This is a genomic window from Amycolatopsis sp. NPDC059657, from assembly GCF_042734395.1.
GTDB lineage: Bacteria > Actinomycetota > Actinomycetes > Mycobacteriales > Pseudonocardiaceae > Amycolatopsis.
The window spans coordinates 75,861-96,876 of record NZ_JBHWEB010000023.1 but is presented as its reverse complement, the minus strand read 5'-3'; the positions used below and the strand labels follow the sequence as shown (position 1 = coordinate 96,876).

Genomic DNA, 21,016 nt, shown 5'->3' with positions numbered 1-21,016 from the left:
TCTTGCTTTGGCTGGTGGTCTGGGGCCTTCTGACGCGCGCACTCGACGCCCACGACGCCTTACGGCGTGGGCTTCAGCGGGCCCGGGTAGAGGTACTCGGCAGCGGGCTTGGCCGGGGTGTAGAACCAGGCGTCGAAGAAGCCCTTGAGGTTCTTGTGCGCGACCTTCTCCACGTACTTCTGGAACTCGAGGAAGCTCGCGTTCCCGTCACGGTGCAGCGACGGCCAGGTCTTCAAGACCTTGCCGAACGCCTCCTCGCCGATCGTGCGGCGCAGCGCGTGCAGCGCCATCGGGCCCTTGCTGTAGACGGCCGTGAACTCGCGTCCGGGGCCCATGTCGTACAGCTTGTTGCCCGGCGAGTTCCAGAACGCGTCCGAGGCGTTCTTGACGTTGGTGAGGTAGCGCGCGTCGAGGTCGACGCTGTCCTTCGCCTCCGACCACAGCCACGTCGCGTAGGACGCGAAGCACTCGTTGAGGCAGACGTCCTTCCACAGGTCGACCGCGACCGAGTCGCCGTACCACTGGTGCGCGTTCTCGTGCACGATCGTGCTCACGTTGCCCGCGCGGCCCGAGTAGATCGGGCGGCTCATCGTCTCCAGCGAGAAACCGATCGGCTCGGCGAGGAAGATGCCGCCGGCGGCGTCGATCGGGTACTTGCCGAACTTCGACGACAGGAACTCGATGATCTCCGGCAGGCGCGCCTCGGCTGCCTTCGTCGTGGCGGGCGTGCCCGGCGCGTACGAGTTGAGGATCGGGGTGCCGTCCGGCAGCTGCCCGCGCTCGAACTCCCACTTGTCGATGGCGACCGTGGTCATGTACGGCACCGTCGGGGTGTCCTCGGCCCAGTATGTCGTGGTGGTGCCCTTCGGCGAGGTGCGCTTGCCGCGCTCCTTGCCGACCGAGATGACTTCCCACTCGCTCGGCACGGTCATCGCCAGGTGGAAGGTCGCCTTGTCGCGCGGGGTGTCGTTGACCGGGTACCAGGTGCTGGCCGACTTCGGCTCGCCTGCGGCGAACGCGCCGCCGTTCTTCGCGAACTGCCAGCCGTTGAGGCCGAGCAGCGGGTCGTTGATGGCCTCCGGCACGCCGTGGTACTTGACCTCGGCGAAGAACGGCAGGCCACGCCACAGGGTGAGCCGCGGCGAGATGGTCAGCTCGTCACCGGCGCGGCTGAACTTCGCGGTCAGGCCGTTGACCTTGACCGAGTCGACGGTCAGGCCGTGGAGGTCGAGATTGAACGAGCTCAGCGACTCGGTGGCCCGAGCGGCGATCTTCGCGGTGCCGGTCAGCTGCTTGGTCGCGGGCACGTAGTCGACGTCGAGGTCGTAGTCGGCGACGTCGTAACCGCCGTTGCCGTCCTTCGGGTAGTAGCTGTCGCCAGCCCCGTCACTACCCGGCTTTCCCCCACCCCAGCCGGCGTTCGCCACGCCGGTGCCGAGGCTCACGCACGCCAGTACGGCGGCGAACACCGTCGTCCGGCGGCGCCAGCGGTTCGGACTAGTCATGAACTCTCCTCGTGTGACTCAATGTGAGCGGAACTTAGCGCTTGAACGGCTCAGTCACACCGGGTTGGCCCGTTTTGGCCGGATAGTCCCCACTTAGGTCGGCCCCATCGGGCGACGTGCTGACACAGGGCAGCCGCGTCAGCCCGTGGCGGTGAGCTTCCGCAGCAGGCCGAGCAGGCGCTTCCGCTCCACGGCGGAGAGTGCGTCGAAGGCCGATTCCCACATCACGCCGTGCTCGTGCCGGATCTCGTTGAGCTGGCCGTGGCCCGCGTCGGTGAGCTCGATGTGGGTGACCCTGCGGTCGTGGGCGTTCGGCGCGCGCCGGACGAGCCCGTCCCGCTCCAGGCTGTCGACGAGCTTGGTGACCGTGCGTGCGGTGACCTTCATCTGCTCGGCGAGCTGACCCATCTGGATGCCGGGGGTGTCGGCGACCGCGACCAGGGTGCGTGCCCTGGCGGGCGATAGCTCGTGCTCTTCGCTGGTCGGCGCGAGGGTGAACCTGCGCAGGTACCGGATCGCCTCGGTGAACGCCTCCGCCAGCGCGATCGCGTCGGTGTGTTCGCCTGGCTGCTTCCTGCCCGTTGGCATCCCGCCTCCTTCGGACAACAATGTACCGGCGGACTATCCGACCTGACATTATTGCACCAGTACTCTACCCGATGGGAGTACGGCGGACGCTGAGGGCGGCGGGTGGATTCACGCGTGCCGGAGTCCGTAAAACCACGGTGCTGTGATCGGCCGCCGGCGCGCTACAGTGGCCCGACAGCGTTCGAATGACACACCGTGCGCCGGTGTGCGACTGCTGCCCAGCCGTCCAAGCCGCGAGACCGGCGCCTGGAAGCTCCTCGTGAGCTTGCCGCTTTCGCAGGTTTGGATGACAGGCGCACCGGCCCCGGCATTGGGAGATGTCCTGGCCGGTGCGCCCCTCAAATCCTCACTCGCCGCCGGTCCTGGGCACCGGCGGGGCAATCGCCCCCCAAGCGATGAGGAAGCTTCAGACGCAGACCTCGCCGCCGTCGACTGCCAAATAGGCGCCGGTGACCTGGCGTGCAGCCGGTCCGCTGAGATAGCCCACCGCCTCGGCGACGTCCTGGGCAACGGTGCCCCTGCGCAGTGGTGCGGTGGCGGCCATACCGGTCCACCGCTCTTCGGAGAGGATGTCCGCGTTGGTCTCGGTGCGGATCGCGCCGGGTGCGACCGTGTTGACCCGGACGCCGTACTCGCCCAGCTGCCTGGCGAGTACCAGCCTGGTCGCGTCCTGCGCGGCCTTGGCGATCGTGATGGCGGGGACGTAGGGATCGGGCAGCCGTGAGACATGGGAGCCGATCAGCACGACGTTGCCTTCGGTCGCACGCAGGTCGTCGAGACAGGCCCGCACCGGCAGCAGCGTGCACAGCAGCTGGTCGGCGGTGGCCACCGACACCCCGACCGGGTCCAGCAGCGGCTGGGCGAGCGCGCTCGGCGAGCCGTAGGCGTTGCAGACGAGGATGCCGACCGGCCCGAGCCCGAACCGGACCTCGGCCGCGAGATCCAGCATCTCCTGCTCGACCGTGACGTCGCCGCGCACGATGATCGCCGAGCCGCCGCCGGAGATGATCTCGTCACGCACCGCCGACGCCCGGTGCTCGTCCTTGCGGTAGTTGACGGCGACGGCGGCGCCGAGCGCGCCGAGATGCTTCGCGATCACCGCGCCGATGCCGCTGCTTGCGCCGGTCACGACGGCGACCTGGCCCGTCAATGGTGCGTTCGTGCTGGGAGACATGCGTTTCCTCTCGGTCAGTGGACGGTGCTCAGCCGTCGTTCCATCTGGCGGGTCCAGGAATCGGCGGGACGGAGCCGGAACGCGGTGTCACGCAGCCAGCAGCCCGCGGTGCTCCGCCAGTGGAAGACGGTGCCGAGCAGCCGTGCTTCCTTGATCACCTTCGTGGTCCGCGCCAGCCGAGCCTCCTGATAGGACAGCAGGCGGGTGGTGATCTCCTCGGTGCTCGCCTCCCCGGTCAGTCCGGCGAGGCAGCGGCCGAGCACGACCGCGTCCTCGATCGCCTGCGCCGCGCCCTGCCCGGTGACCTGGGTGGTGGCGTGCGCCGCGTCGCCGAGCAGGGTGACGCGGCCGCGGGTCCAGCCCGGCAACGGCCGGAGGTCGACGGAGTCGGTGATGATGACCTCCTGCTCGCTCGCGTCGCCGAGCAACGCGTGCACCACCGGTGGCGCGTCGCGGAAGAGCTCGCGCAGCAAGGGAAGCTGGCCGTCCCGGCCGAGCGGTGGCGCACCGGCGAGGCTGGCCGACCACGAGACCGAGCCGTCGCGCAGGTGCCACATCGAGAAGGTCCGGCCACGGCCGAGGTACTGCCGCATCGTGCGCGCCGGGTAGTCCTCGTGCTGGAACGGCGTGATCGACCGCCACACCCGATAGCCTGCGGGGCGCACGGCGGCGGCCGGGTGCACGAAACCGCGCACCTTCGACCGCACGCCGTCCGCGCCGACGACCACCGGCACGGGTACCCGCTCGCCGGTCGCCAACTCGATCTCCGGCCGGTCCCCGTCGCCGCCGTGCACCGCGCTCACCTCGGCGGACAGGGTGAGCACGTCCGGCGGCAGCCGGTTGAGCAGCACCTGCTGAAGATCGGTCCTGCGCACCATCACCGACGGCGCGCCGAGCCGTTCACCGACCTTGTCCTGCCGCCATCGCATCAGCAGCCTGCCCGACGACAGCCCGAAGCCTTCGCAGATGTCGATCGGTTCACCGGCCGCGAGGATGTCCTCGCCGCAGCCCAGCCGGTTCAACGTGCGCACGGCGTTGGACTGCACGCCGAGACTCGCGCCGATCTCGCGCAGCTCGTCGGCCCGCTCGAACACCCGCACCGGCAAACCCGCCTGGTGCAACGCGATCGCCGCCGCCAGCCCGCCGATGCCACCGCCGATGACGGCGATCGGCTCCCGCATGACGCTCACGCCGCCGGGCCGAGCAGCACCGGCAGCTCGGTCGGCACCCGCAGGATGATCCCGGGGCGCTGGACCAGGCTGCCGGGATCGGCGGCCAGCGTGAGGCCCGGCCTGGCCTTGAGCAACCCGTCCAGCGCGGTGATCGCCTCGAGCTTCGCCAGCACGGTGCCGAGGCAGAAGTGGATCCCGTGGCCGAAGGACAGATGCGGATTGTCGCGCCGGTCGAACACGAGGTCGTGCGGATCGTGGAACACCTTCTCGTCTCGGTTCGCCGCGGACACGAGCAGGCTGACCGGCGCCTTCGCGGGGATGATCCGTCCCTCGATCTCGACCTGTTCGGTGGCGAACCGGATCGGCGCCGTCTCGACCGGACCGGCGAAGCGAAGCAGCTCTTCGAGTATCGGGCCTTGCACGGTTTTGTTGCGCAGCACGGTTTTCAGCGCGTCCGGGCGCTCCAGCAACGCGAGCACGGCGTTGGTGAGGAACGCGTAGGTCGTCTGATAAGAGGTCATGAGGATCAGGAAGGTCATGCCGACGAGCTCGTCCTCGGACAGCTTGTCGCTGCCGTCCCTGGCCTGGACCATCGAGCTGATGATGTCCTCGCCGGGGTTCTTCCGGCGGCGGCGCACCAGGTCGACGCAGTAGTCCAGCATCGGCATCTTGATCACCGCGACGTCGGCGTGCGTCTGGCCCCATGGCGGGGTCATCAGCAGCTGGCCCCTGCGGCGAAAGTCCGCCCAGTCGTCGACGTCGATGTCGAACAGTTCACTGAGCACGGTCGCGGGCACCTTGGTCGCGAACTGCTCGATGAGGTCGACCGGCTCGTCCGGCGGAAGTGCCGCCAGCAGGCTGGTCACGGTCTTCGCCGCGGTCTCGTGGAGCTGCTCGACCTTCTGGCGATGGAAGGCGGGAGTGGCGAGCCTGCGCAGCCGGGTGTGGTCCGGCGGGTCGATACCGAGCAGGTTCTTGTTCAGCGGCGCCAGCGGATCCTCGCGTTCCAGCGCCAGCACCGAGGATTCGGCGAGGGTGTCAAAGTTCTGACTGAATCGTAAATCGGACAATCCATCGCGAACCAGGTCATATCGGGTGATTGCGAAGAAATCGAAACCGTCCGGATGGCGCAGTCTGGCGACCGGATGATTCTCGCGGAGGTCGCTGAAGAATGCCCATGGATCGTTTTTGATCTCCTGCGTGAAGGTCGGCGGCGTCTCGGGGTGACCGTTGGTGCGTGATTCATCGCGAAGTGTCATCGATACATTCTGTTCTGTATTGGTCGTGTCACTCGTATTTTGGGCGCGCTCAACACCGGGCTCGGCCATTGGCGTAACTCCTTATTGACAAAGTGCGAAAAGGCCGCCCTTGAGCCGGCCATGTGCGGAAATGGGCGAATCAAGTCTTGGCTGAACTGCACCCCCAGGTGGCCAAGATCATTTTCGGATAGCAGCTATCGAAATATTCGACAAGAAGATTTTGAAGCCCCAGTTTGCGTAAGGAGTTAACCTCCGCATTGCCATACTGAGTCTAGGCCAGATGAGTGTCAAGTGGTTGACACTCAATCCCTGGACCGGCACACTATCCACCGTGCAGTCAGTGTTGAGTGCGCATCTGATGTGATATCAAGGAAATCTCAAGTCGCGCGCCCTCCAGGCGGGTTGCCCGACGAACGCCGTCGCCGGCGGATCTCCCAATCCGTGGCCCGGCATCGTATTTGGCCGTGTCCGGACTGCTCTCCCACAGTTCGATCACACGACCGTTCATCACTGGCCGCGGATGGGTCCCGTGCGCCGGTCCCGGTCATGCCCATCATGCCCGGGATGCCCGCCTACACGGGCGCTCCTTACCTTTCAAGGAGTGCCGTAAATGTCCACGTATGCAGCCGTGACCTGGCAGATCAAGCCGGGAAGCGAAGCGCAGGTAGACGAAATCTTCCGTAACTTCAAACGAGCGGCTTCGACCGTGCTGCGCAACGCCGCGGGCTTCGAGGTCGGCAGGCTGCTCGGTACCGCAGTGTTCCGCAAGGACACCACCATCGTGCGTGTCATCCAGTTCGACGGCGAACTCGCGGATGTCATGCGGCACATGGCGGCGCAGGAGGGCGTCCAGCGCCTCGAGCACGAGATTTCCCAGTATTTGGTCGAAGAGCGGGCGACCGGCTCGGCCGAGGGATTCGCGAGCTTCTTCCAGCGCAGCCAGATGCAGAGCATCGTCCAGTTCACCGTGCCTGCGGAGGCAGCGGCCGCGGGGCGGGCGTGATGGCCGCCGCGTTCTCCTCGTCCGCTGTGGCCTTCATCGGGCTGGGCGCGATGGGTACCGGGATGGCACGCCGCCTCGTGCAGTCCGGTTTCCCGCTCTCGGTGTACAACCGCACCCAGGGCAAGGCGGGTGCGCTGGTCAGCGCCGGTGCCGTGGAGGTGAGCTCGCCAGCCGAGGCCGCGCTGAACGCCTCGGTCGTGGTGCTCAGCCTCGCCGACGAGCACGCGGTCGAGGAGGTCCTCTTCGGTGCGGACGGGGTGGCAGGCGCCGCCGCGCCGGACACTGTGATCGTCGACACGTCGACCGTTTCGCCCGCGTACAGCAAGGCGGTGACCGAGCGGCTGCGCGAGCTTTCGCTGATCCGCGTCGAGGGTTGTGTCGTCGGCAATCCGCTGCAGGCGAGCGAGGGTGAGCTTCGTGTCTTCGCCGCGGGCCGCGAAGAGGATGTGGCCGTGGTCAGGCCACTGCTCGACACCGTCGGCAAGCAGGTGCTCTACCTCGGTGAGGTGGGCATGGGCGCCACTCTCAAGATCGTCTTCAACACGCTGCTCGGCGCTCAGCTCAGTTCACTCGCCGAGGCGGTCGGGCTGGCCACCAGGTCTGGGCTGGACGCCGACCTGGTGCTCGGCGCGATCGCGGAGAGCGGGTTCAGCTCACGGGTGATGGCCTTCCGCGCGCAGCTGCTGCGTCAGGGCAGGCTGGAGCCCGCGGCGTTCAAGACCAGCTTGATGGTCAAGGACCTGGAACTGGCGCTGGATATGGCCGACGCGACCGGGCTGGCGATGCCGACGCTGGCGGCGGCGGCCGAGGCGTTCCGCGAGACCGTCCGCGCCGGATTCGCCGACAAGGACGCGGTCGCGGTGTGCGCGCCAGCCGCAGGCATCGAGATCGAGCGGGTGGCGCCGTGATCGTCGATGTGCACGCACACCTGTTCCCGCCGGCACTCGTCGAGCGGCTGCCGATCCCGCCCAGCATCGGGGATGTTCCCGGCATGCTCGCCGCCAAGGCGGCCGCCGGTATCGATCTGACCATTGTGGGCAGTCCGACCGGTGCGTCCACAATGGCCGCGGCGGGCGGCCAGTCCTTGGCGGAACTGGCTTCCTATCACGACTGGCTCGCGGAGACCGTCCAAGCGCATCCGGACAGGCTGCGCGCGTACGCGTGGTGTGACCCGTTCGGTGGCGACGGGATGCTCGCCGACGTCAACGCGCTGCTGGCGACCGAGGAGTTCGCCGGGGTCATCGTGAACCCGAGCATCGGTGGAAAGGACATCGCCGACCCGGCCGCCGACGAGTTCCTCGCGATGGTGGCCGCGTCCGGCAAGCCGATGCTGCTGCACTCGGGCGCGGATCCGTTGTGCACCAGGGAATTGACCGACTACGGACTGATCGAGATGGTCGGCCGGTTCTGTGATGTCACGCTCGGGCTGGCTGCGCTGTGCTTGTCAGGGCAGCTGGAACGGCATCCGGACCTCGTCGTGGTCGGCACCTCGTGCGGCGCGGGATTGCCGTTGCTGCCGAGCAGATTGGACCTGGCGTGGGCGCCCCGGCACTGGGGCGGCCGCTCACGGCCTGGCACGGCACCGCGCTCTTCGCACACCGGACCGCGCCGGTCGATCACGGCGCCGAGCGAGCTCATGCGACGGCTTTACGTGGACACCACCACGGACAGCCCGCATCTGCTGCGCGCGGCCGTCGACCTGCTCGGGCCGGAACACGTGCTGTTCGGCTCCGACGCGCCGCCGGTGCCGGTCGACCACGGCGCGCGGATCGGCATGGTCCGCTCGCTCGGGCTCGGCGAGGAGGCGACCGGGCTGATGCTCGGCGGCAACGCGCAACGCCTGTACGGCATTCGTTCTTCGGTACCAGCGGGGAGGGCCTGATGTTCCAGAGCTTGATCGTCGCCAGGCTGCGCAGTGGCGACCACGAGGCGGTGAAGGAGATCTTCGCCGAGTCGGACCGATCAGAGCTGCCGGGGCTCGTCGGCGTCCGGCAGCGATCGCTCTTTCACTTCCACGGCTTGTACTTCCACCTCATCCAAGGGGAACGGGAGGTCGGGAGCGCGGTCACCGACGTGCGCGAGCACCCGCTGTTCCGTGACATCGACACCCGCCTCGCCGAGCACATCGGGGCGTACGACCCCGAGACCTGGCGTGGCCCGCAGGACGCGATGGCTCATCGCTTCTACCACTGGACAGCCTGAATTCTGGAGGAACCTGTGAACGCATCAGCTCCGCGCAAGGTGAGCATGTCCGACGTCGAGGCCAACCGGCGCCGCGGCGGGGATCTCCGGGTGCTGCTCGGCCCGGCCACCGTCGGGTCGACCAGCGGCTTCCTCGGGGTCGTCCGGCTCAGCCCCGGCGAGGTCGTCACCGAGCACTACCACCCGTACTCCGAGGAGTTCCTGCTCGTCACCGAGGGAACCCTGCTGGTGACGGTCGAGGACACGCCGATCACCGCGGGCCCGTACGAATCGGTCTTCGTGGCCAAGGGCTCGCGGCACCGGCTGGAGAACATCGGCAACACCGTGGCCACCGCGGTCTTCCAGCTCGGCCCGCTCGCGCCGAAGCCCGAGCTCGGGCACGTCGACACCGAAGAGCTGCCCGCGCCCGACGAACCGGTCGCGATCCTCGGCGGTGGGCGGTGACCAGGATGCAAGTGGCCATCACCGGTATCGGGGTGGTCGCGCCCGGCGGTGTCGGCACGAAGGCCTTCTGGGAACTGCTCACCGAGGGCCGCACCGCGACCAGGGCCATCTCGCTGTTCGACGCGACCGGGTTCCGCTCGCGGATAGCGGCCGAGGTCGATTTCGAACCGTCCGAACAGGGACTGACCGCGCGTCAGATCCGCCGGATGGACCGGTGCGCCCAGTTCGCCGTCGTGTCGGCCCGCGAAGCCATCGCGGACAGCGGGATCGCCGGGGAGACCAGGCCGGATCGGATCGGGGTCAGCATCGGCAGCGCCGTCGGCTCGACGATCAGCCTCGAAGAGGAATACGTCGTCGTCAGCGACACGGGCAGCAAGTGGGAGGTCGAGGCGGAGTACCGGACACCGCACCTCTATCACCACCTGGTGCCCAGTTCGCTGGCCGCCGAGGTCGCCTGGGAGGCGGGCGCCGAAGGCCCGGCCGCGATCATCTCCACCGGCTGCACCTCAGGGCTCGACGCGGTCGGGCACGCGGCGCAGCTCATCGCCGACGGCAAGGCGGACGTGATGATCGCGGGTGGCTCGGAGGCACCGATCTCCCCGATCACCGTCGCCTGCTTCGACGCGATCAAGGCAACCTCGTCCGACAACGACGATCCCGAACACGCGTCACGGCCGTTCGACCGCACGCGCAACGGGTTCGTGCTCGGCGAGGGCGCGGCGGTGCTCGTGCTGGAGTCGATGGCACACGCACGGGCCAGGGGCGCGCGGATTTACGCCACGGTCGACGGATTCGCCAATCGCTGCAACGCCTATCACATGACCGGGCTCAAACCGGACGGTCTCGACATGGCCGAGGCGATCAGGCTCAGCCTCGCCGAGGCCGAGCTCGCGCCGGAGGGTGTCGGCTACGTCAACGCGCACGGCTCCGGCACCAGGCAGAACGACCGGCATGAGACGGCGGCGGTGAAGCTCAGCCTCGGCGAGCATGCCAGGCAGGTGCCGATGAGCTCGATCAAGTCGATGGTCGGGCACTCGCTCGGCGCGATCGGCTCCATCGAGCTGGCGGCTTCCGTGCTCGCCATCGAGTACGGGGTCGTGCCGCCGACGGCGAACCTGCGCAACCCCGATCCCGAATGCGATCTCGACTACGTCCCCTTGGTGGCGAGGGAGACCAAGGTCGACGCGGTGCTTTCCGTCGGCAGTGGTTTCGGCGGATTCCAGAGCGCGGTCGTGCTGCGCGGGGTGGGCAAATGACGGCGGCACAAGCGATCGCGCCCACGCCGGTCGCGAGAACGGCACGGGCCTTCGTCAGCGGGATGTCCGTGGTCACGCCGATCGGGAACGACCTCGAGGAGTACTGGCGCAACCTGCTGGCGGGCGCGTCCGGGATCCGTCCGCTGCGCCGGTTCGACACCTCGCGGTTCCCGGTGCACCTCGCCGGTGAGGTGCTGGACTTCGACACCGAGGCACAGGTGCCGAGCCGGGTGGTCGTGCAGACCGACCGGTGGACGCACCTCGGGATGGCCGCGGCGCGGCTCGCGCTCGCCGATTCCGGAGTGGACCTCGCGGCGGTGCCCGAGCACGCGCTCTCGGTGCACACGGCGAGTTCCTCCGGCGGCAACGAGTTCGGGCAGCGCGAGATCCAGGCGCTCTGGGCGAACGGTCCCGAGCACGTCGGCGCGTACCAGTCCATCGCCTGGTTCTACGCGGCCACCACCGGGCAGCTCTCGATCCGGCACGGCATGAAGGGCTGGTCAGGGGTGCTCGTGGCCGAGCAGGCAGGCGGGCTGGACGCCATCGCCCAGTCACGCCGGGTGCTCGCACAGGGTTCGGCGGTCGTGCTCACCGGAGCGACCGAGGCGCAGCTGAGCCCGTACGCGCTGACCTGCCATCTCGCGGGCGGCCAGCTGAGCCTGGTGAACGATCCGAAGCAGGCGTACCGGCCGTTCGACGCGGCTGCTTCCGGTTACGTGCCAGGCGAAGGCGGCGCGATGCTCGTCATCGAGCCGGAGGAACGCGCGCACTGTCACGGCGAAGTGCTCGGGCACGCCTCGACCTTCGACCCGGCACCGGGTTCCGGGCGGCCGCCAGGCCTGCGCCGGGCGATCGAGCTGGCGCTGGCCGACGCAGGCGTCGGCCCTGACGGCATCGACGTGGTTTTCGCGGACGCCCTGGGAGTGCGGTCCGCGGACCAGGCCGAGGAAGACGCGTTGGCCGCGGTATTCGGCAGTGGTGGCGTTCCGGTCACCACCACGAAGACGGCCACCGGCCGGATGGCGGCGGGCAGCGCCGCGCTCGACGTCGTCACCGCGCTGCTGTCCATTCGCGACGGTGTCATCCCGCCCGCCATCACCGCGGGCGACTCGACCGGGCTCGACCTCGTGACCGGCAAGCCGAGGCCTGCCGGTCTTTCCACCGCACTGATCGTGGCCAGGGGCTATCGCGGATTCAACTCCGCGCTGGTGGTCACGGGAATCTAAGGAGAGGGAAATGGCACAGGATTTCACACTCGAGACACTGACCGGGATCATGCGCACGGCGGCGGGCGTCAGCGAGGACGTCGACCTCGCCGGTGACATCGCGGACGTCTCGTTCGAAGACCTCGGCTACGACTCGCTGGCGGTGCTGGAGATCCAGGCACACATCGCCAAGGTGACCGGCGTCGTCGTCCCGGAGGACGCGCTCGACCAGACCGACACGCCGCGCCGCGCGCTCGACTTCGTCAACGACCAGCTCGTGAAGGTGGCCTGACATGGGCACCAAGACCGACAGCAGGGTGATCATCGACGCGCCGCTCGACTTCGTCTGGGACAGCACCAACGACGTGGCCGACTGGCCGGAGCTGTTCACCGAGTACGCGATGGCGGAAGTGCTGCACGCCGAAGGGAACCTGATCCGGTTCCGGCTCACCATGCACCCCGACCCGCAGGGCAACGCGTGGAGCTGGGTCTCGGAGCGGGAGCTGGACCCGGCGAACCGGAAGGTCGTCGCCCGCCGGATCGAGCTCGGCTGGTTCGAGTACATGGACATCGTCTGGACCTACCGCCAGACACCGTCAGGCGTGGAGATGCGCTGGCAGCAGAGCTTCGCGATGCGGGACGACGCGCCGCTGGACGACGCGGCCATGGGCGAGCGGATCACCACCAACAGCGCGATCCAGATGCGGCACATCAAGGAGAAGGTCGAGCAGCGCCACCGGGCACTGCTCTCGGTCAGTGGAGGGCAGCGATGAGCATTTCCTTGGACGGCAAGCGGGTTCTGATCACCGGTGGGACGAGGGGGATCGGACGGGCCATCGCTCTGGCGATGGCCAAGGCGGGCGCAGGCGTGGTCGTCTGCGGCCGCACCGGCGGTGCGGCGGCCGAGACCTTGGCCGCCGAGCTGGCGGAGATCGGCGTCAAGCACGCCGTCACCACCGCGGACGTGACCGACCCCGAGGCCGTCACGGCGCTGATCGAGACCTGCCGTGAGCAGCTCGGCGGGCTCGACGTCGTGGTGACCAGCGCCGGGTCCATCAGCCACGTTCCCTACGCGAAGATGGACTTCGAGCAGTGGCGCGCGGTCATGTCGTCCAATTTGGACGGAACGCACCTGGTGGTGCAGGGCAGCCTGCCGCTGCTGGCAGAAGGCTCTTCGATCGTTCTGATCGGATCCGCGGTGGCGAGCAAGGGCTTGCCGCTGCGTGCGCACTACACGGCCGCCAAGTCGGCGCTGGTCGGCTACAGCCGCAGCCTCGCCAAGGAACTCGGCGGCAAGGCCAGGGTCAACGTGGTCGAGCCCGGCGTGATCGACACGGACCAGGCGGCGGGGCTCACCCCGGAGCAGCGCGCCCGCTACGAGGGGATGACCGCGCTCGGCAGGCTCGGCACCCCCGGCGACATCGCCGATGTCGTCCTGTTCTACGCCAGCGACCACGCCCGTTATGTCACCGGCACCACGCTCAAGGTAGACGGAGGAATGTGATGACCGAGCAGGCTTTCCGCATCCAGCTGACCCTGACCATCCACCCCGGTCGCGAGGACGAGTTCGAGAAGACCTGGCTGGAGATCGGCGACGCCGTCACCGGCCACCCCGCCAACATCGGCCAGTGGCTGGCACGCAGCTCGGACGAGCCAGGCACCTTCGTGGTCACCAGCGACTGGGTGAGCGAGGAGAAGTTCAGGGAGTTCGAGCACAGCCCCGGCCACAAGACGCACCGCGAGAAGCTGCATCCCTTGCGTGCCAGTGGTTCCATGACCACCCAGCACGTGCTGCACCACTTCGCGGGCGAGGCCGCTCGGTGACCGCGCCGCTGCGCGTGGTGCTGTACGCCCGCGCCCCGGAAGCCGACAGCGGCGCGGTCGAGCGGGCGTATCACGAGATCAGCCGGACGCTGAGCGGCACGCCGGGACTGCTGAGCAACGAGCTGCTGCGCTCGGTGCACGAGCCGGACTCGCTCGTCGTGATCAGCGAGTGGCAGAGCAAGGAAGCGTTCGACGTCTGGGAGCAGGGCACCGAGCATCGGCAGGCGACGGCGCCCTTGCGCCCGTTCCAGGACCCGGCGCGCGGTTTCGGGATCTACCAGGTCGTCAGCCGGTATGACGAGTCCGCTGCGAGCACGGAAGGGAAAGGCGATGGGGACTAGCGTCTTGGTGATCGGCGCGACCGGCACCCAGGGCGGCGCGGTGGCCGAGGTACTGCTGGCGAACGGGCACCGGGTGCTGGCGGGCACCAGGGACCCCGGCTCGGAGCGGGCGGAACTCTTGCGTGCCAAGGGCGCGGAGCCGGTGCGGGTGGATCTCACCGTTCCCGGCTCGATCGGGGCCGCCGCCGAGGGCGTCGACGCCGTGTACCTGGTGACGGTGCCCGACACGGGTGCCGATCACGAACGGGCCATGGGCGTCAACGCCGTCGCCGAACTCGCGGCGGCAGGCGTGGGGCACGTCGTCCACAGCTCGGTGGCCAGCGCGAACCGCGGCACCGGCATCCCGCATTTCGAAGGCAAGTACCGGATCGAGCAGGCGCTCGAAGCGAGCGGTGTGCCGTACACGATCATCGCGCCGGTGTTCTTCATGGACAACCCGAGGCCGTCCATGGCGCGCTCCGGTGGGCGGGTGCTGGCCGCACCGATCGCGGAAAGCACTGTGCTGCAACAGATCGCAGTCGCCGACATCGCGAAGTTCGCCGGTCTCGTGCTGGCGGACCCGGCTCGGTTCGCCGGCCAGCGGATCGAGATCGCCGGTGACCGGCTCACCGGCCACGAGCAGGCGGCGGCGTTCAGCGAAGCGCTCGGGTTCCCCGTCCGCTACCAGCCGATCCCGGCGGACCCGGCGATGTTCGGGCCCGACCTGACGGCGATGTTCACCTGGTTCGACGCGGGTGGCTACTCGGTGGACATCGAGGCGCTGCACGCCGCGTACCCCGAGATCGGCTGGCTCGGTTTCCGTGACTGGGCCAAGAAGTCCGCTTCCGTCGTGGTGGAGGCGGCGTCATGACCGCCGAGCCGTTCACCTCCGAGTTCTGGCGTGAACTGCCGGAGTGGATGGGATATCACCGCGAGCACGACCCGGTGCGCGCGGTGACCCTGCCCAGGGTCGGCATGGGCGCGTACTTGGTGACCAGGCACGCCGACGTCGACATCGCGTTGCGCGGGCCGGATTACCTGAAGGACCCGCGCAACATCGAGGACATCCGTGAGGAGCGTGGCTTGCCGGGGTTGCCATTCCCGCGCAAGGAACTGCACACCGAGCTCGATGACCAGATGTCGAACAACGACCCGCCGACGCACAGCCGCAAACGCGGGCTCGCGCACAAGGCGTTCCGGGTGCGTGACGTCGAGACACTGCGGCCGTGGGTGCGCGAGCTGGTCGAGTCCATGTTGGACAAGACGCTCGCCGCACCGGAATGCGAATTCCTCGCGGACTTCGCGTTCCCGTTCCCGATGGTGGTCATCGGCAGGCTGATCGGGGTGCCGGACGCGGACTTCGAGCCGTACCGGGAGCTGGCCAACACGATGATCGAGCACCAGCGCGGGCCAGCCGTCGACAAGGCGCGCGCCGGAATGAAGGCGTTCCTGCGCGACCTGATCCAACGACGCCGTGAGCAGCCGGAGAACGACCTGCTCTCAGCGTTGATCGAGGCGGAGGAGGAAGGGGAGCGGCTCACCGAGAGTGAGCTGGTCGCCATGCTCAACCTCCTGCTGCTCGCCGGGCACGAGACCACGCAGAACCTGATCACCAACGGGCTGCTCGCGTTCATCGATCACCCGGAGCAGTACGAGCTGCTGCGCGCGGACCCGTCGTTGCTGCACACGGCGACCGAGGAGCTGCTCCGCTGGGTGAGCCCGTTCGCGCACACCCAGCGGTTCACCAAGAGCGACGTGAAGCTCAGCGGCTGCCCGGTTTCCGCCGGTGAGCCGATGGTGGTCAGCATCGTGTCCGCCAACCGTGACCCGGCGGTGTTCGACGAGCCGGAGTCGTTCCTGGTGGATCGGGAGCCCAATCCGCACATCGCGTTCGGCAGGGGCATTCATTTCTGCCTCGGGGCCTCGCTGGCGCGGATCGAGATCCAGGAGTTCCTCTCGGCCTTGATCGAGCGGGTGGAGAAGATCGAGCTCACCGTCGACCGGGACACGCTGACCTGGCGGCCGGGTGTGTTCATGCGCAGTCTCAGTGAACTGCCGGTCCGGCTCGTCCGGAGCGCGCGATGACCGCCGTCGGGGCCGACGCGTCGGCCCCGACGGGGTTCGACCTGGCCTCGGCGGTGGCCAGGCTGGTCGCGGGGCTGATGCTGTTCGCGCAGTTGTTCCCCGTCAATCCGGTGGGCTGGATCGGTGAGACGGCGGTGGTGTTCCTGCTGCTCTTGTCCGGTTTCACGCTCACTCCGTCGGAATCGTTCCACCGGGCCCGGTTTCCGCTGCTCATCCCATTGTTCGTGCTGACGATCCTCGGGTTGCTCTTCGTGCCGGCGTCACGGGAAGGCGGGCTCGCGTGGCTCGTCGCGGCGTATGCGCTGGGGTATGCGTGCTTCCCTTACGTGGCAAGGGCTTTGACGAAGAAGAGTGGCAAGGAACTGGTGTTCGCCGCACTTGGCTGTAGCGCCGCGATCAAGGTGTTCGCGGCTTTGGCACTGATCGAGGGGATCCCGGCGTGGCTGGCGGCCTTCGCGCAGTACTCGCCGTTCTCGCGGCTGCCGCTGTTCATACTGGGCATGGTCGCGGCCGAGGCGGTTCGCCGCGGCTGGCGGATGCCGGGCGGCCCCGTCCTCGCGGCCGCGACTCTCGTACTCGGCTGGCTGCTCACCGCTGTATTCGTCGGCCCGCCCAGTGGTCCCGGTGATGTCGGGGTCTTCCAGATCGCCGAAATGATCACCCTTCCCGGTCACGCACTCGTCGTCATGGCGCTGCGCCGACGCTGACCCGCCATCCGCCTGCCTGGAACCCCAGCCGCCGCACCGATCCCCGACGGTGCGGCCCAGGCAGGCGGATGGCTTCCTTCAGGTCACCGCACATCGAACGTGACGGGCAGCGCCTTGAGACCGCGCATGATGACATTTCCCTGATACTCCAACGTTTCCGGCGGCACCGCTAGCCGCAATGCCGGCAGCCGCAGCAGCAGGCCGAACGCCGCCCTGCCCTCGGCGCGCGCGAACTGCGCGCCCAGGCAGTAATGGATGCCGTGGCCGAACGACAGATGCGCGGTGATCTTCCGGTCGACGTCGAGCGTGTCCGCGTCGGGCAGGTAGCGCTCGTCCCGGTTCGCGCTCGCCAGGTTGACGATCACCGCGCTGCCCTCGGGAATCGTGGTCGTCTCCAGCTCGATCGCACTGGTGGCGAACCGGAACGTGCCGAGCTGCAGCGGCGGATCGAAGCGGAGCAGCTCGTCGACCGCGGTGCTCAGCAGTTCAGGCCTGCGCCGCAGGCGCTCGGCCTGTTCCGGATGCCGGAGCAGGCCGAGCATGCCGTTGCCGATCAGGTTCGCGGTGGTCTCGTGACCCGCGACGAGCAGCAGCAGGACCATCGACGCCAGCTCGTCCCAGTTCAGCGCGTCGTCGTCCTCCGCGACCGGGACGAGTGCGCTGATCAGGTCGTCGCCGCGCTGGTTTCGCTTGCGCCGCACCAGATCCCGGATGTGCTCGGTCAGCGCGGCGTGCGCCTCCCGCCGATGCTCGTCGTCACGCAGCAGTGCGACGGAGAGCTCGCGGAGCTCGGCGCGGTCGGCCTCCGGCACGCCGAGCAGCTCGCAGATGACGGTGACCGGGAACGGGATGGCGAACTGGGCGATGAGGTCAGCGTGGCCGTCACCGGCGAAGCGCCCGATCAGCTCGCCGGCGATCTCCCGCATCCGTGGCTCGAGCCCGGCGATGCGCTTGCCGGTGAACTCGCGTGTCACCAGGCGGCGCAGCCGGGTGTGATCCGGCGGATCGGCGTGGTTCATGTCGGGCGCCGTCTTGCCGCCTTCGGGAACGGTCCCCGCCGCCATGGCCTTTCTGACGTGGTCGGGGTTCTTGCTGATACCGGGGTCGGCCAGCACCGTTCGCACGTCGTCGTACCGGGTGACGATCCATGCGGGCAGGCCGTTCGGGAGCACCGCGCGGTACACGGGCGTTTCCGCCCGGCTGCGTGCGTAGTCCGGGTACGGGTCAGGGCTGAGGGTCATGAGGGGTTCCTGTCAGTCTTCGTGCACGCCGAGTTCGGCGAGCGCCAGCGCGTCCTGGTCGAGGTCGCGCAGTGGGCGGTCCGGCACCAGCAGGGTGATCAGGAACATGACGATCGCCAGCCCGGCGGCGGTGAGGAACACCGGGTGCATCGCCGAGACGTAGATCTCGGGCGTGGCGTGCTCCGCGCCGCCGAGCGCGCTGAGCCGTGCGGTCAGCAGCACGCCGAACACCGAGCCGCCGAGTGAGCTGCCGAGTGTGCGGAAGAAGGTGCTCGACGCGGTCGCGACGCCGAGGTCCGCATTGCTCGCCGAGTTCTGGATGCCCAGCACGAACATCTGCTGGATCATGCCGGCGCCGATGCCGAGAATCAGCGCGTAGCCGCGCACCACCCAGATCGAGCTGCCCGCGGTCAGCGTGGCCAGCAGCACTCCGCCGAGCACCAGCAGCGGCGCCCCGATGAGGATGAACACCCGGAACCTGCCGAACTTGCTCGCCAGCAGGCCGGTCACGGTCGACGCGCCGACCATGCCCAGTGAAAGCGGAAGCAGGCTGAGGCCTGCCTGTGTCGGGGAAACGTGCTGTGCCAGCTGCATGTACACGGTGAGGAACACCAGCACACCGGTCACCACGAGCCCGCACAGCAGACTGCCGAGGTTCAGCATGCTGAAGGTGCGCTCGCGGAACAGCCGGATCGGCAGGATCGGCTCGATGGCCTTGCGCTCCCAGAACACGAACGCGATCAGCGCGAGCACACCGCCGACGCCGAGCGTGAGCACCTGCCACGAGCCCCACGGGTACGTCTCGCCGCCCCATTGCAGCGCGAGCAGGCCCGCGCAGACGCCGAGCACCAGCAGGAACGCGCCGACCACGTCGAGCCGGGCATTGCGGCGGCGCGGCGAGTGCGGCAGCAGGAACGCGTTCACCGCGATGGCGGCCAGCCCGAGCGGGATGTTCAGCGCGAACACCGCGTGCCAGTCCAGCGTGATGCCGAGGACCTTGCCACCGTCGGCGAAGAACCCGCCGATGACCGGGCCGAGCAGGCTGGACGAGGCGAACACCGCGCCGAAGCCGCCCTGGTACTTGCCGCGGTCACGCGGGCTGACCAGGTCGGCGAGCACGGCGAAGGTGGCGCTCACCAGCGCGCCGCCGCCGAAGCCCTGGATCCCGCGCGCGATGGTCAGCTGGACCATGTCGCCTGCGAGCGCCGCGCCGAGCGAGCCGATGACGAACAACCCCATCGCGCCGAGGTAGGTGGCCTTGCGGCCGTAGAGATCGGAGATCTTGCCTGCCAGCGGCATCGCCGCGGTCGAGGCCAGCATGTAGGTGGTCACCAGCCAGCCGGTCTGGCCAGCGGCCTGCGCGCCTGCCAGGTCCCGCACGATCGACAGCGAGAGGGTGGTGACCACCATCTGGTCGATCGCGGAGACGAACATCCCCAGCAGCAGTGAGACGAAGACGATCAAGAGCCTGCTCTTGGTCATCCGCTCTTCCGGTGGAGCCGTGAGCGTCATAGTATTCCCTTACTAATCGATCGATAAGTGCGAGGCCATGGTAGCCTACTAATCGATCGGTAAGTCAAGGGCGACAGGGAGCTGGTTACAGCTCGGATGCGCGTGAACACTCATTGACAGCATGGAAGCCAGGCTAGATACTGAGCTGGCGGACATTATACCGTATGTAAGTATGTGCCTTCTCTCGTCGAAGCGCGCACTCCTTGCCGTTTTTGTTGGCGTGCCGTCATTTGTCGTCCGGCTGGGGAGGCGGCGCCTGGGAGTCCACCGATGGGCTCGCCGGCTCTCGGCGTCGGATGGGTGGGGCGTACCGGCCGGTGCATTGGGAGATGTTCGGCCGGTACGCCGTAGGTGTTTCCGTACTTCGATTTGCGAGGTGCTTCCTTGACGGAAACTTAGTGAACCGGCACACTATCACCCATGCACCCAAGTGGTGCTTTCAGACCATGGTCGTGCGCCCTCCAGGCGGGTGCCTCGTGACTGCCGTCGCCACGGACTCTCCCCCCGTGGCTTCGGTGCGGCTTCAGCGGTTTTCGCCTTTTTCGGGGCGCTCCAACCTATCGAGGAGCGTCGTGACCAAGACCAGCATCGCCAGACCGGCTCAGCTCAACCTCACCGACGACGGGATCCGGGTGGCCGGAATCCGGGAACTGACCCCACATCTGACCCGGTTCACCTTCGAGGGCGAGACACTCGCCGACTTCGAGATGACCGGCCCGTGCTCCTACATCAAGCTGCTCTTTCCGGTGCCGGGGCACGAAAAGACCGGCCTGCCCCGGCTCTCGGACAACGTGATGGCGTGGAACAAGGCCTATCTCGCCATGCCCGATCATCTGCGCCCGCCCATGCGGACCTACACGATCCGCGCGATCCGGCGTGAACTCGGGGAGCTCGACGTCGATTTCGTCATGCACACCAACGGCGGACCCGGTACGCGGTGGGCCAGTGGCGCCAAGAAAGGTGATCGGCTCACCTTCCTCGGCCCGCGAAGCATGCACACGGATCCGGACTACCGTTCGGGCCAGCTGCTGATCGGCGACGACTCGGGACTGCCGTCGATCGGGACCATCATCGACGGCCTCCCCGAGGGCACGGTCGCACATGCCTACCTCGAGGTCGAGGGTCCGCAAGACGAGATTACGTTCGACACCAAGGGAAACGTCGAAATCACCTGGGTGCACCGCGGTGCGGCGCCACACGGTGAGGCCGTGGTCGAGGCGCTGCGCCAGGGCGCCGTGCCGGAATCCGGTTTCCACGCGTGGATCTTCGGAGAGCGGAACCTGGTGAAGTTCGCCCGCCGTCAGCTCGTGCAGGAACGCGGGGTCGACAAGCGGTCGATCACGTTCTCCGGGTACTGGCGGCGCGGGCTGTCCGAGGACCAGGTCCGCGATATCGAGCTCAAGGCGGGTGAAGTCGATCAGATAGAGGACTGAGCCCGCACGCGGACCGGCCGGGGCGAACCCCGCCTCGGCCGGAGCACCGCGGGGGCATGGCGGCCCGCGGTCTGGAAAGCTGGGTC

23 protein-coding genes are annotated in these 21,016 nt (G+C 68.2%); 16 read left to right on the top strand and 7 right to left on the bottom strand.

What is annotated here, in order from left to right; all coding sequences use genetic code 11:
* Nucleotides 1-59: 59 nt before the first annotated feature.
* The 5 genes from ACFV15_RS15580 to ACFV15_RS15560 all read right to left on the bottom strand — a co-directional run bounded on the left by ACFV15_RS15580 (nucleotide 60) and on the right by ACFV15_RS15560 (nucleotide 5,698).
* Nucleotides 60-1,505: a M1 family metallopeptidase gene (locus ACFV15_RS15580; protein ID WP_378351115.1), complete on the bottom strand. Its 1,446-nt coding sequence runs from the start codon at nucleotides 1,503-1,505 to the stop codon at nucleotides 60-62.
* Nucleotides 1,506-1,643: 138 nt separating this feature from the next.
* A complete protein-coding gene (locus tag ACFV15_RS15575) occupies nucleotides 1,644-2,093 on the bottom strand; it encodes a MarR family winged helix-turn-helix transcriptional regulator (RefSeq protein WP_378351114.1) in 450 nt (149 codons plus the stop codon).
* Between the two features lie 406 nt (nucleotides 2,094-2,499).
* Nucleotides 2,500-3,267, bottom strand: coding sequence for an SDR family NAD(P)-dependent oxidoreductase (locus ACFV15_RS15570; protein WP_378351113.1), 768 nt, complete (start codon nucleotides 3,265-3,267; stop codon nucleotides 2,500-2,502).
* Between the two features lie 14 nt (nucleotides 3,268-3,281).
* Nucleotides 3,282-4,448 carry an FAD-dependent monooxygenase gene (locus ACFV15_RS15565; protein ID WP_378351112.1) on the bottom strand — a complete coding sequence of 389 codons (1,167 nt, stop codon included), beginning with the start codon at nucleotides 4,446-4,448 and terminating at the stop codon, nucleotides 3,282-3,284.
* A 5-nt stretch (nucleotides 4,449-4,453) separates the two neighbouring features.
* Nucleotides 4,454-5,698 carry a cytochrome P450 gene (locus ACFV15_RS15560; protein WP_378351111.1) on the bottom strand — a complete coding sequence of 415 codons (1,245 nt, stop codon included), beginning with the start codon at nucleotides 5,696-5,698 and terminating at the stop codon, nucleotides 4,454-4,456.
* A gap of 610 nt (nucleotides 5,699-6,308) precedes the next feature.
* On the opposite strand from ACFV15_RS15560, the gene ACFV15_RS15555 reads away from it, so the two are divergent.
* Genes ACFV15_RS15555 through ACFV15_RS15485 form a run of 15 tightly spaced genes read left to right on the top strand, consistent with a single transcriptional unit; the run spans nucleotide 6,309 to nucleotide 16,744 of the window.
* Nucleotides 6,309-6,701: a SchA/CurD-like domain-containing protein gene (locus ACFV15_RS15555; protein ID WP_378351110.1), complete on the top strand. Its 393-nt coding sequence runs from the start codon at nucleotides 6,309-6,311 to the stop codon at nucleotides 6,699-6,701.
* The gene (locus tag ACFV15_RS15550) at nucleotides 6,701-7,609 is read left to right on the top strand and encodes an NAD(P)-dependent oxidoreductase (protein ID WP_378351109.1); all 909 of its coding nucleotides are present in this window, start codon (nucleotides 6,701-6,703) and stop codon (nucleotides 7,607-7,609) included. The genes ACFV15_RS15555 and ACFV15_RS15550 overlap by 1 nt, the downstream gene beginning before the upstream one ends.
* Nucleotides 7,606-8,583, top strand: coding sequence for an amidohydrolase family protein (locus ACFV15_RS15545; protein WP_378351108.1), 978 nt, complete (start codon nucleotides 7,606-7,608; stop codon nucleotides 8,581-8,583). Before ACFV15_RS15550 ends, ACFV15_RS15545 begins: the two co-directional genes overlap by 4 nt.
* Nucleotides 8,583-8,903 (top strand): TcmI family type II polyketide cyclase, encoded by a 321-nt coding sequence (locus ACFV15_RS15540; RefSeq protein WP_378351107.1) that lies wholly within the window; start codon nucleotides 8,583-8,585, stop codon nucleotides 8,901-8,903. Before ACFV15_RS15545 ends, ACFV15_RS15540 begins: the two co-directional genes overlap by 1 nt.
* A 45-nt stretch (nucleotides 8,904-8,948) precedes the next feature.
* Nucleotides 8,949-9,347, top strand: coding sequence for a cupin domain-containing protein (locus tag ACFV15_RS15535; protein ID WP_378351129.1), 399 nt, complete (start codon nucleotides 8,949-8,951; stop codon nucleotides 9,345-9,347).
* 5 nt (nucleotides 9,348-9,352) lie between these two features.
* Complete coding sequence (locus tag ACFV15_RS15530; protein ID WP_378351128.1) at nucleotides 9,353-10,603, top strand: beta-ketoacyl-[acyl-carrier-protein] synthase family protein; 1,251 nt, start codon at nucleotides 9,353-9,355, stop codon at nucleotides 10,601-10,603.
* Nucleotides 10,600-11,829, top strand: coding sequence for a ketosynthase chain-length factor (locus ACFV15_RS15525; protein WP_378351106.1), 1,230 nt, complete (start codon nucleotides 10,600-10,602; stop codon nucleotides 11,827-11,829). Before ACFV15_RS15530 ends, ACFV15_RS15525 begins: the two co-directional genes overlap by 4 nt.
* Nucleotides 11,830-11,839: 10 nt before the next feature.
* Entirely contained in the window at nucleotides 11,840-12,100 is a 261-nt protein-coding gene (locus ACFV15_RS15520; RefSeq protein ID WP_378351105.1) for an acyl carrier protein, read from the top strand.
* Between the two features lies 1 nt (nucleotide 12,101).
* A complete protein-coding gene (locus tag ACFV15_RS15515; protein WP_378351104.1) occupies nucleotides 12,102-12,581 on the top strand; it encodes an SRPBCC family protein in 480 nt (159 codons plus the stop codon).
* A complete protein-coding gene (locus tag ACFV15_RS15510; protein WP_378351103.1) occupies nucleotides 12,578-13,312 on the top strand; it encodes an SDR family NAD(P)-dependent oxidoreductase in 735 nt (244 codons plus the stop codon). The genes ACFV15_RS15515 and ACFV15_RS15510 overlap by 4 nt, the downstream gene beginning before the upstream one ends.
* Nucleotides 13,312-13,632 carry an antibiotic biosynthesis monooxygenase family protein gene (locus ACFV15_RS15505; RefSeq protein WP_378351102.1) on the top strand — a complete coding sequence of 107 codons (321 nt, stop codon included), beginning with the start codon at nucleotides 13,312-13,314 and terminating at the stop codon, nucleotides 13,630-13,632. Before ACFV15_RS15510 ends, ACFV15_RS15505 begins: the two co-directional genes overlap by 1 nt.
* A complete protein-coding gene (locus tag ACFV15_RS15500) occupies nucleotides 13,629-13,973 on the top strand; it encodes an antibiotic biosynthesis monooxygenase family protein (RefSeq protein WP_378351101.1) in 345 nt (114 codons plus the stop codon). The genes ACFV15_RS15505 and ACFV15_RS15500 overlap by 4 nt, the downstream gene beginning before the upstream one ends.
* On the top strand, nucleotides 13,963-14,823 hold the full coding sequence (locus ACFV15_RS15495; RefSeq protein WP_378351100.1) for an NmrA/HSCARG family protein: 861 nt from the start codon (nucleotides 13,963-13,965) through the stop codon (nucleotides 14,821-14,823). Before ACFV15_RS15500 ends, ACFV15_RS15495 begins: the two co-directional genes overlap by 11 nt.
* Nucleotides 14,820-16,037, top strand: coding sequence for a cytochrome P450 (locus ACFV15_RS15490; RefSeq protein WP_378351099.1), 1,218 nt, complete (start codon nucleotides 14,820-14,822; stop codon nucleotides 16,035-16,037). The genes ACFV15_RS15495 and ACFV15_RS15490 overlap by 4 nt, the downstream gene beginning before the upstream one ends.
* A complete protein-coding gene (locus ACFV15_RS15485; protein ID WP_378351098.1) occupies nucleotides 16,034-16,744 on the top strand; it encodes a hypothetical protein in 711 nt (236 codons plus the stop codon). Before ACFV15_RS15490 ends, ACFV15_RS15485 begins: the two co-directional genes overlap by 4 nt.
* 83 nt (nucleotides 16,745-16,827) lie before the next feature.
* On the opposite strand, the gene ACFV15_RS15480 is transcribed toward ACFV15_RS15485, so the two are convergent.
* Nucleotides 16,828-17,985: a cytochrome P450 gene (locus tag ACFV15_RS15480; RefSeq protein ID WP_378351097.1), complete on the bottom strand. Its 1,158-nt coding sequence runs from the start codon at nucleotides 17,983-17,985 to the stop codon at nucleotides 16,828-16,830.
* Nucleotides 17,986-17,997: 12 nt separating this feature from the next.
* Nucleotides 17,998-19,497 (bottom strand): MFS transporter, encoded by a 1,500-nt coding sequence (locus ACFV15_RS15475; protein WP_378351096.1) that lies wholly within the window; start codon nucleotides 19,495-19,497, stop codon nucleotides 17,998-18,000.
* Between the two features lie 572 nt (nucleotides 19,498-20,069).
* On the opposite strand from ACFV15_RS15475, the gene ACFV15_RS15470 reads away from it, so the two are divergent.
* Entirely contained in the window at nucleotides 20,070-20,930 is an 861-nt protein-coding gene (locus ACFV15_RS15470; protein ID WP_378351095.1) for a siderophore-interacting protein, read from the top strand.
* The last annotated feature ends 86 nt before the right edge of the window (nucleotides 20,931-21,016 follow it).

What these genes read in the sequence shown, in the direction of transcription:
- ACFV15_RS15580 (WP_378351115.1), bottom strand. Translation starts at nt 1,505, where the DNA reads ATGACTAGTCCGAACCGCTGGCGCCGCCGGACGACGGTGTTCGCCGCC.
- ACFV15_RS15575 (WP_378351114.1), bottom strand. Translation starts at nt 2,093, where the DNA reads ATGCCAACGGGCAGGAAGCAGCCAGGCGAACACACCGACGCGATCGCG.
- ACFV15_RS15570 (WP_378351113.1), bottom strand. Translation starts at nt 3,267, where the DNA reads ATGTCTCCCAGCACGAACGCACCATTGACGGGCCAGGTCGCCGTCGTG.
- ACFV15_RS15565 (WP_378351112.1), bottom strand. Translation starts at nt 4,448, where the DNA reads ATGCGGGAGCCGATCGCCGTCATCGGCGGTGGCATCGGCGGGCTGGCG.
- ACFV15_RS15560 (WP_378351111.1), bottom strand. Translation starts at nt 5,698, where the DNA reads ATGACACTTCGCGATGAATCACGCACCAACGGTCACCCCGAGACGCCG.
- ACFV15_RS15555 (WP_378351110.1), top strand. Translation starts at nt 6,309, where the DNA reads ATGTCCACGTATGCAGCCGTGACCTGGCAGATCAAGCCGGGAAGCGAA.
- ACFV15_RS15550 (WP_378351109.1), top strand. Translation starts at nt 6,701, where the DNA reads ATGGCCGCCGCGTTCTCCTCGTCCGCTGTGGCCTTCATCGGGCTGGGC.
- ACFV15_RS15540 (WP_378351107.1), top strand. Translation starts at nt 8,583, where the DNA reads ATGTTCCAGAGCTTGATCGTCGCCAGGCTGCGCAGTGGCGACCACGAG.
- ACFV15_RS15535 (WP_378351129.1), top strand. Translation starts at nt 8,949, where the DNA reads ATGTCCGACGTCGAGGCCAACCGGCGCCGCGGCGGGGATCTCCGGGTG.
- ACFV15_RS15530 (WP_378351128.1), top strand. Translation starts at nt 9,353, where the DNA reads ATGCAAGTGGCCATCACCGGTATCGGGGTGGTCGCGCCCGGCGGTGTC.
- ACFV15_RS15525 (WP_378351106.1), top strand. Translation starts at nt 10,600, where the DNA reads ATGACGGCGGCACAAGCGATCGCGCCCACGCCGGTCGCGAGAACGGCA.
- ACFV15_RS15520 (WP_378351105.1), top strand. Translation starts at nt 11,840, where the DNA reads ATGGCACAGGATTTCACACTCGAGACACTGACCGGGATCATGCGCACG.
- ACFV15_RS15515 (WP_378351104.1), top strand. Translation starts at nt 12,102, where the DNA reads ATGGGCACCAAGACCGACAGCAGGGTGATCATCGACGCGCCGCTCGAC.
- ACFV15_RS15510 (WP_378351103.1), top strand. Translation starts at nt 12,578, where the DNA reads ATGAGCATTTCCTTGGACGGCAAGCGGGTTCTGATCACCGGTGGGACG.
- ACFV15_RS15505 (WP_378351102.1), top strand. Translation starts at nt 13,312, where the DNA reads ATGACCGAGCAGGCTTTCCGCATCCAGCTGACCCTGACCATCCACCCC.
- ACFV15_RS15495 (WP_378351100.1), top strand. Translation starts at nt 13,963, where the DNA reads ATGGGGACTAGCGTCTTGGTGATCGGCGCGACCGGCACCCAGGGCGGC.
- ACFV15_RS15490 (WP_378351099.1), top strand. Translation starts at nt 14,820, where the DNA reads ATGACCGCCGAGCCGTTCACCTCCGAGTTCTGGCGTGAACTGCCGGAG.
- ACFV15_RS15485 (WP_378351098.1), top strand. Translation starts at nt 16,034, where the DNA reads ATGACCGCCGTCGGGGCCGACGCGTCGGCCCCGACGGGGTTCGACCTG.
- ACFV15_RS15480 (WP_378351097.1), bottom strand. Translation starts at nt 17,985, where the DNA reads ATGACCCTCAGCCCTGACCCGTACCCGGACTACGCACGCAGCCGGGCG.
- ACFV15_RS15475 (WP_378351096.1), bottom strand. Translation starts at nt 19,497, where the DNA reads ATGACGCTCACGGCTCCACCGGAAGAGCGGATGACCAAGAGCAGGCTC.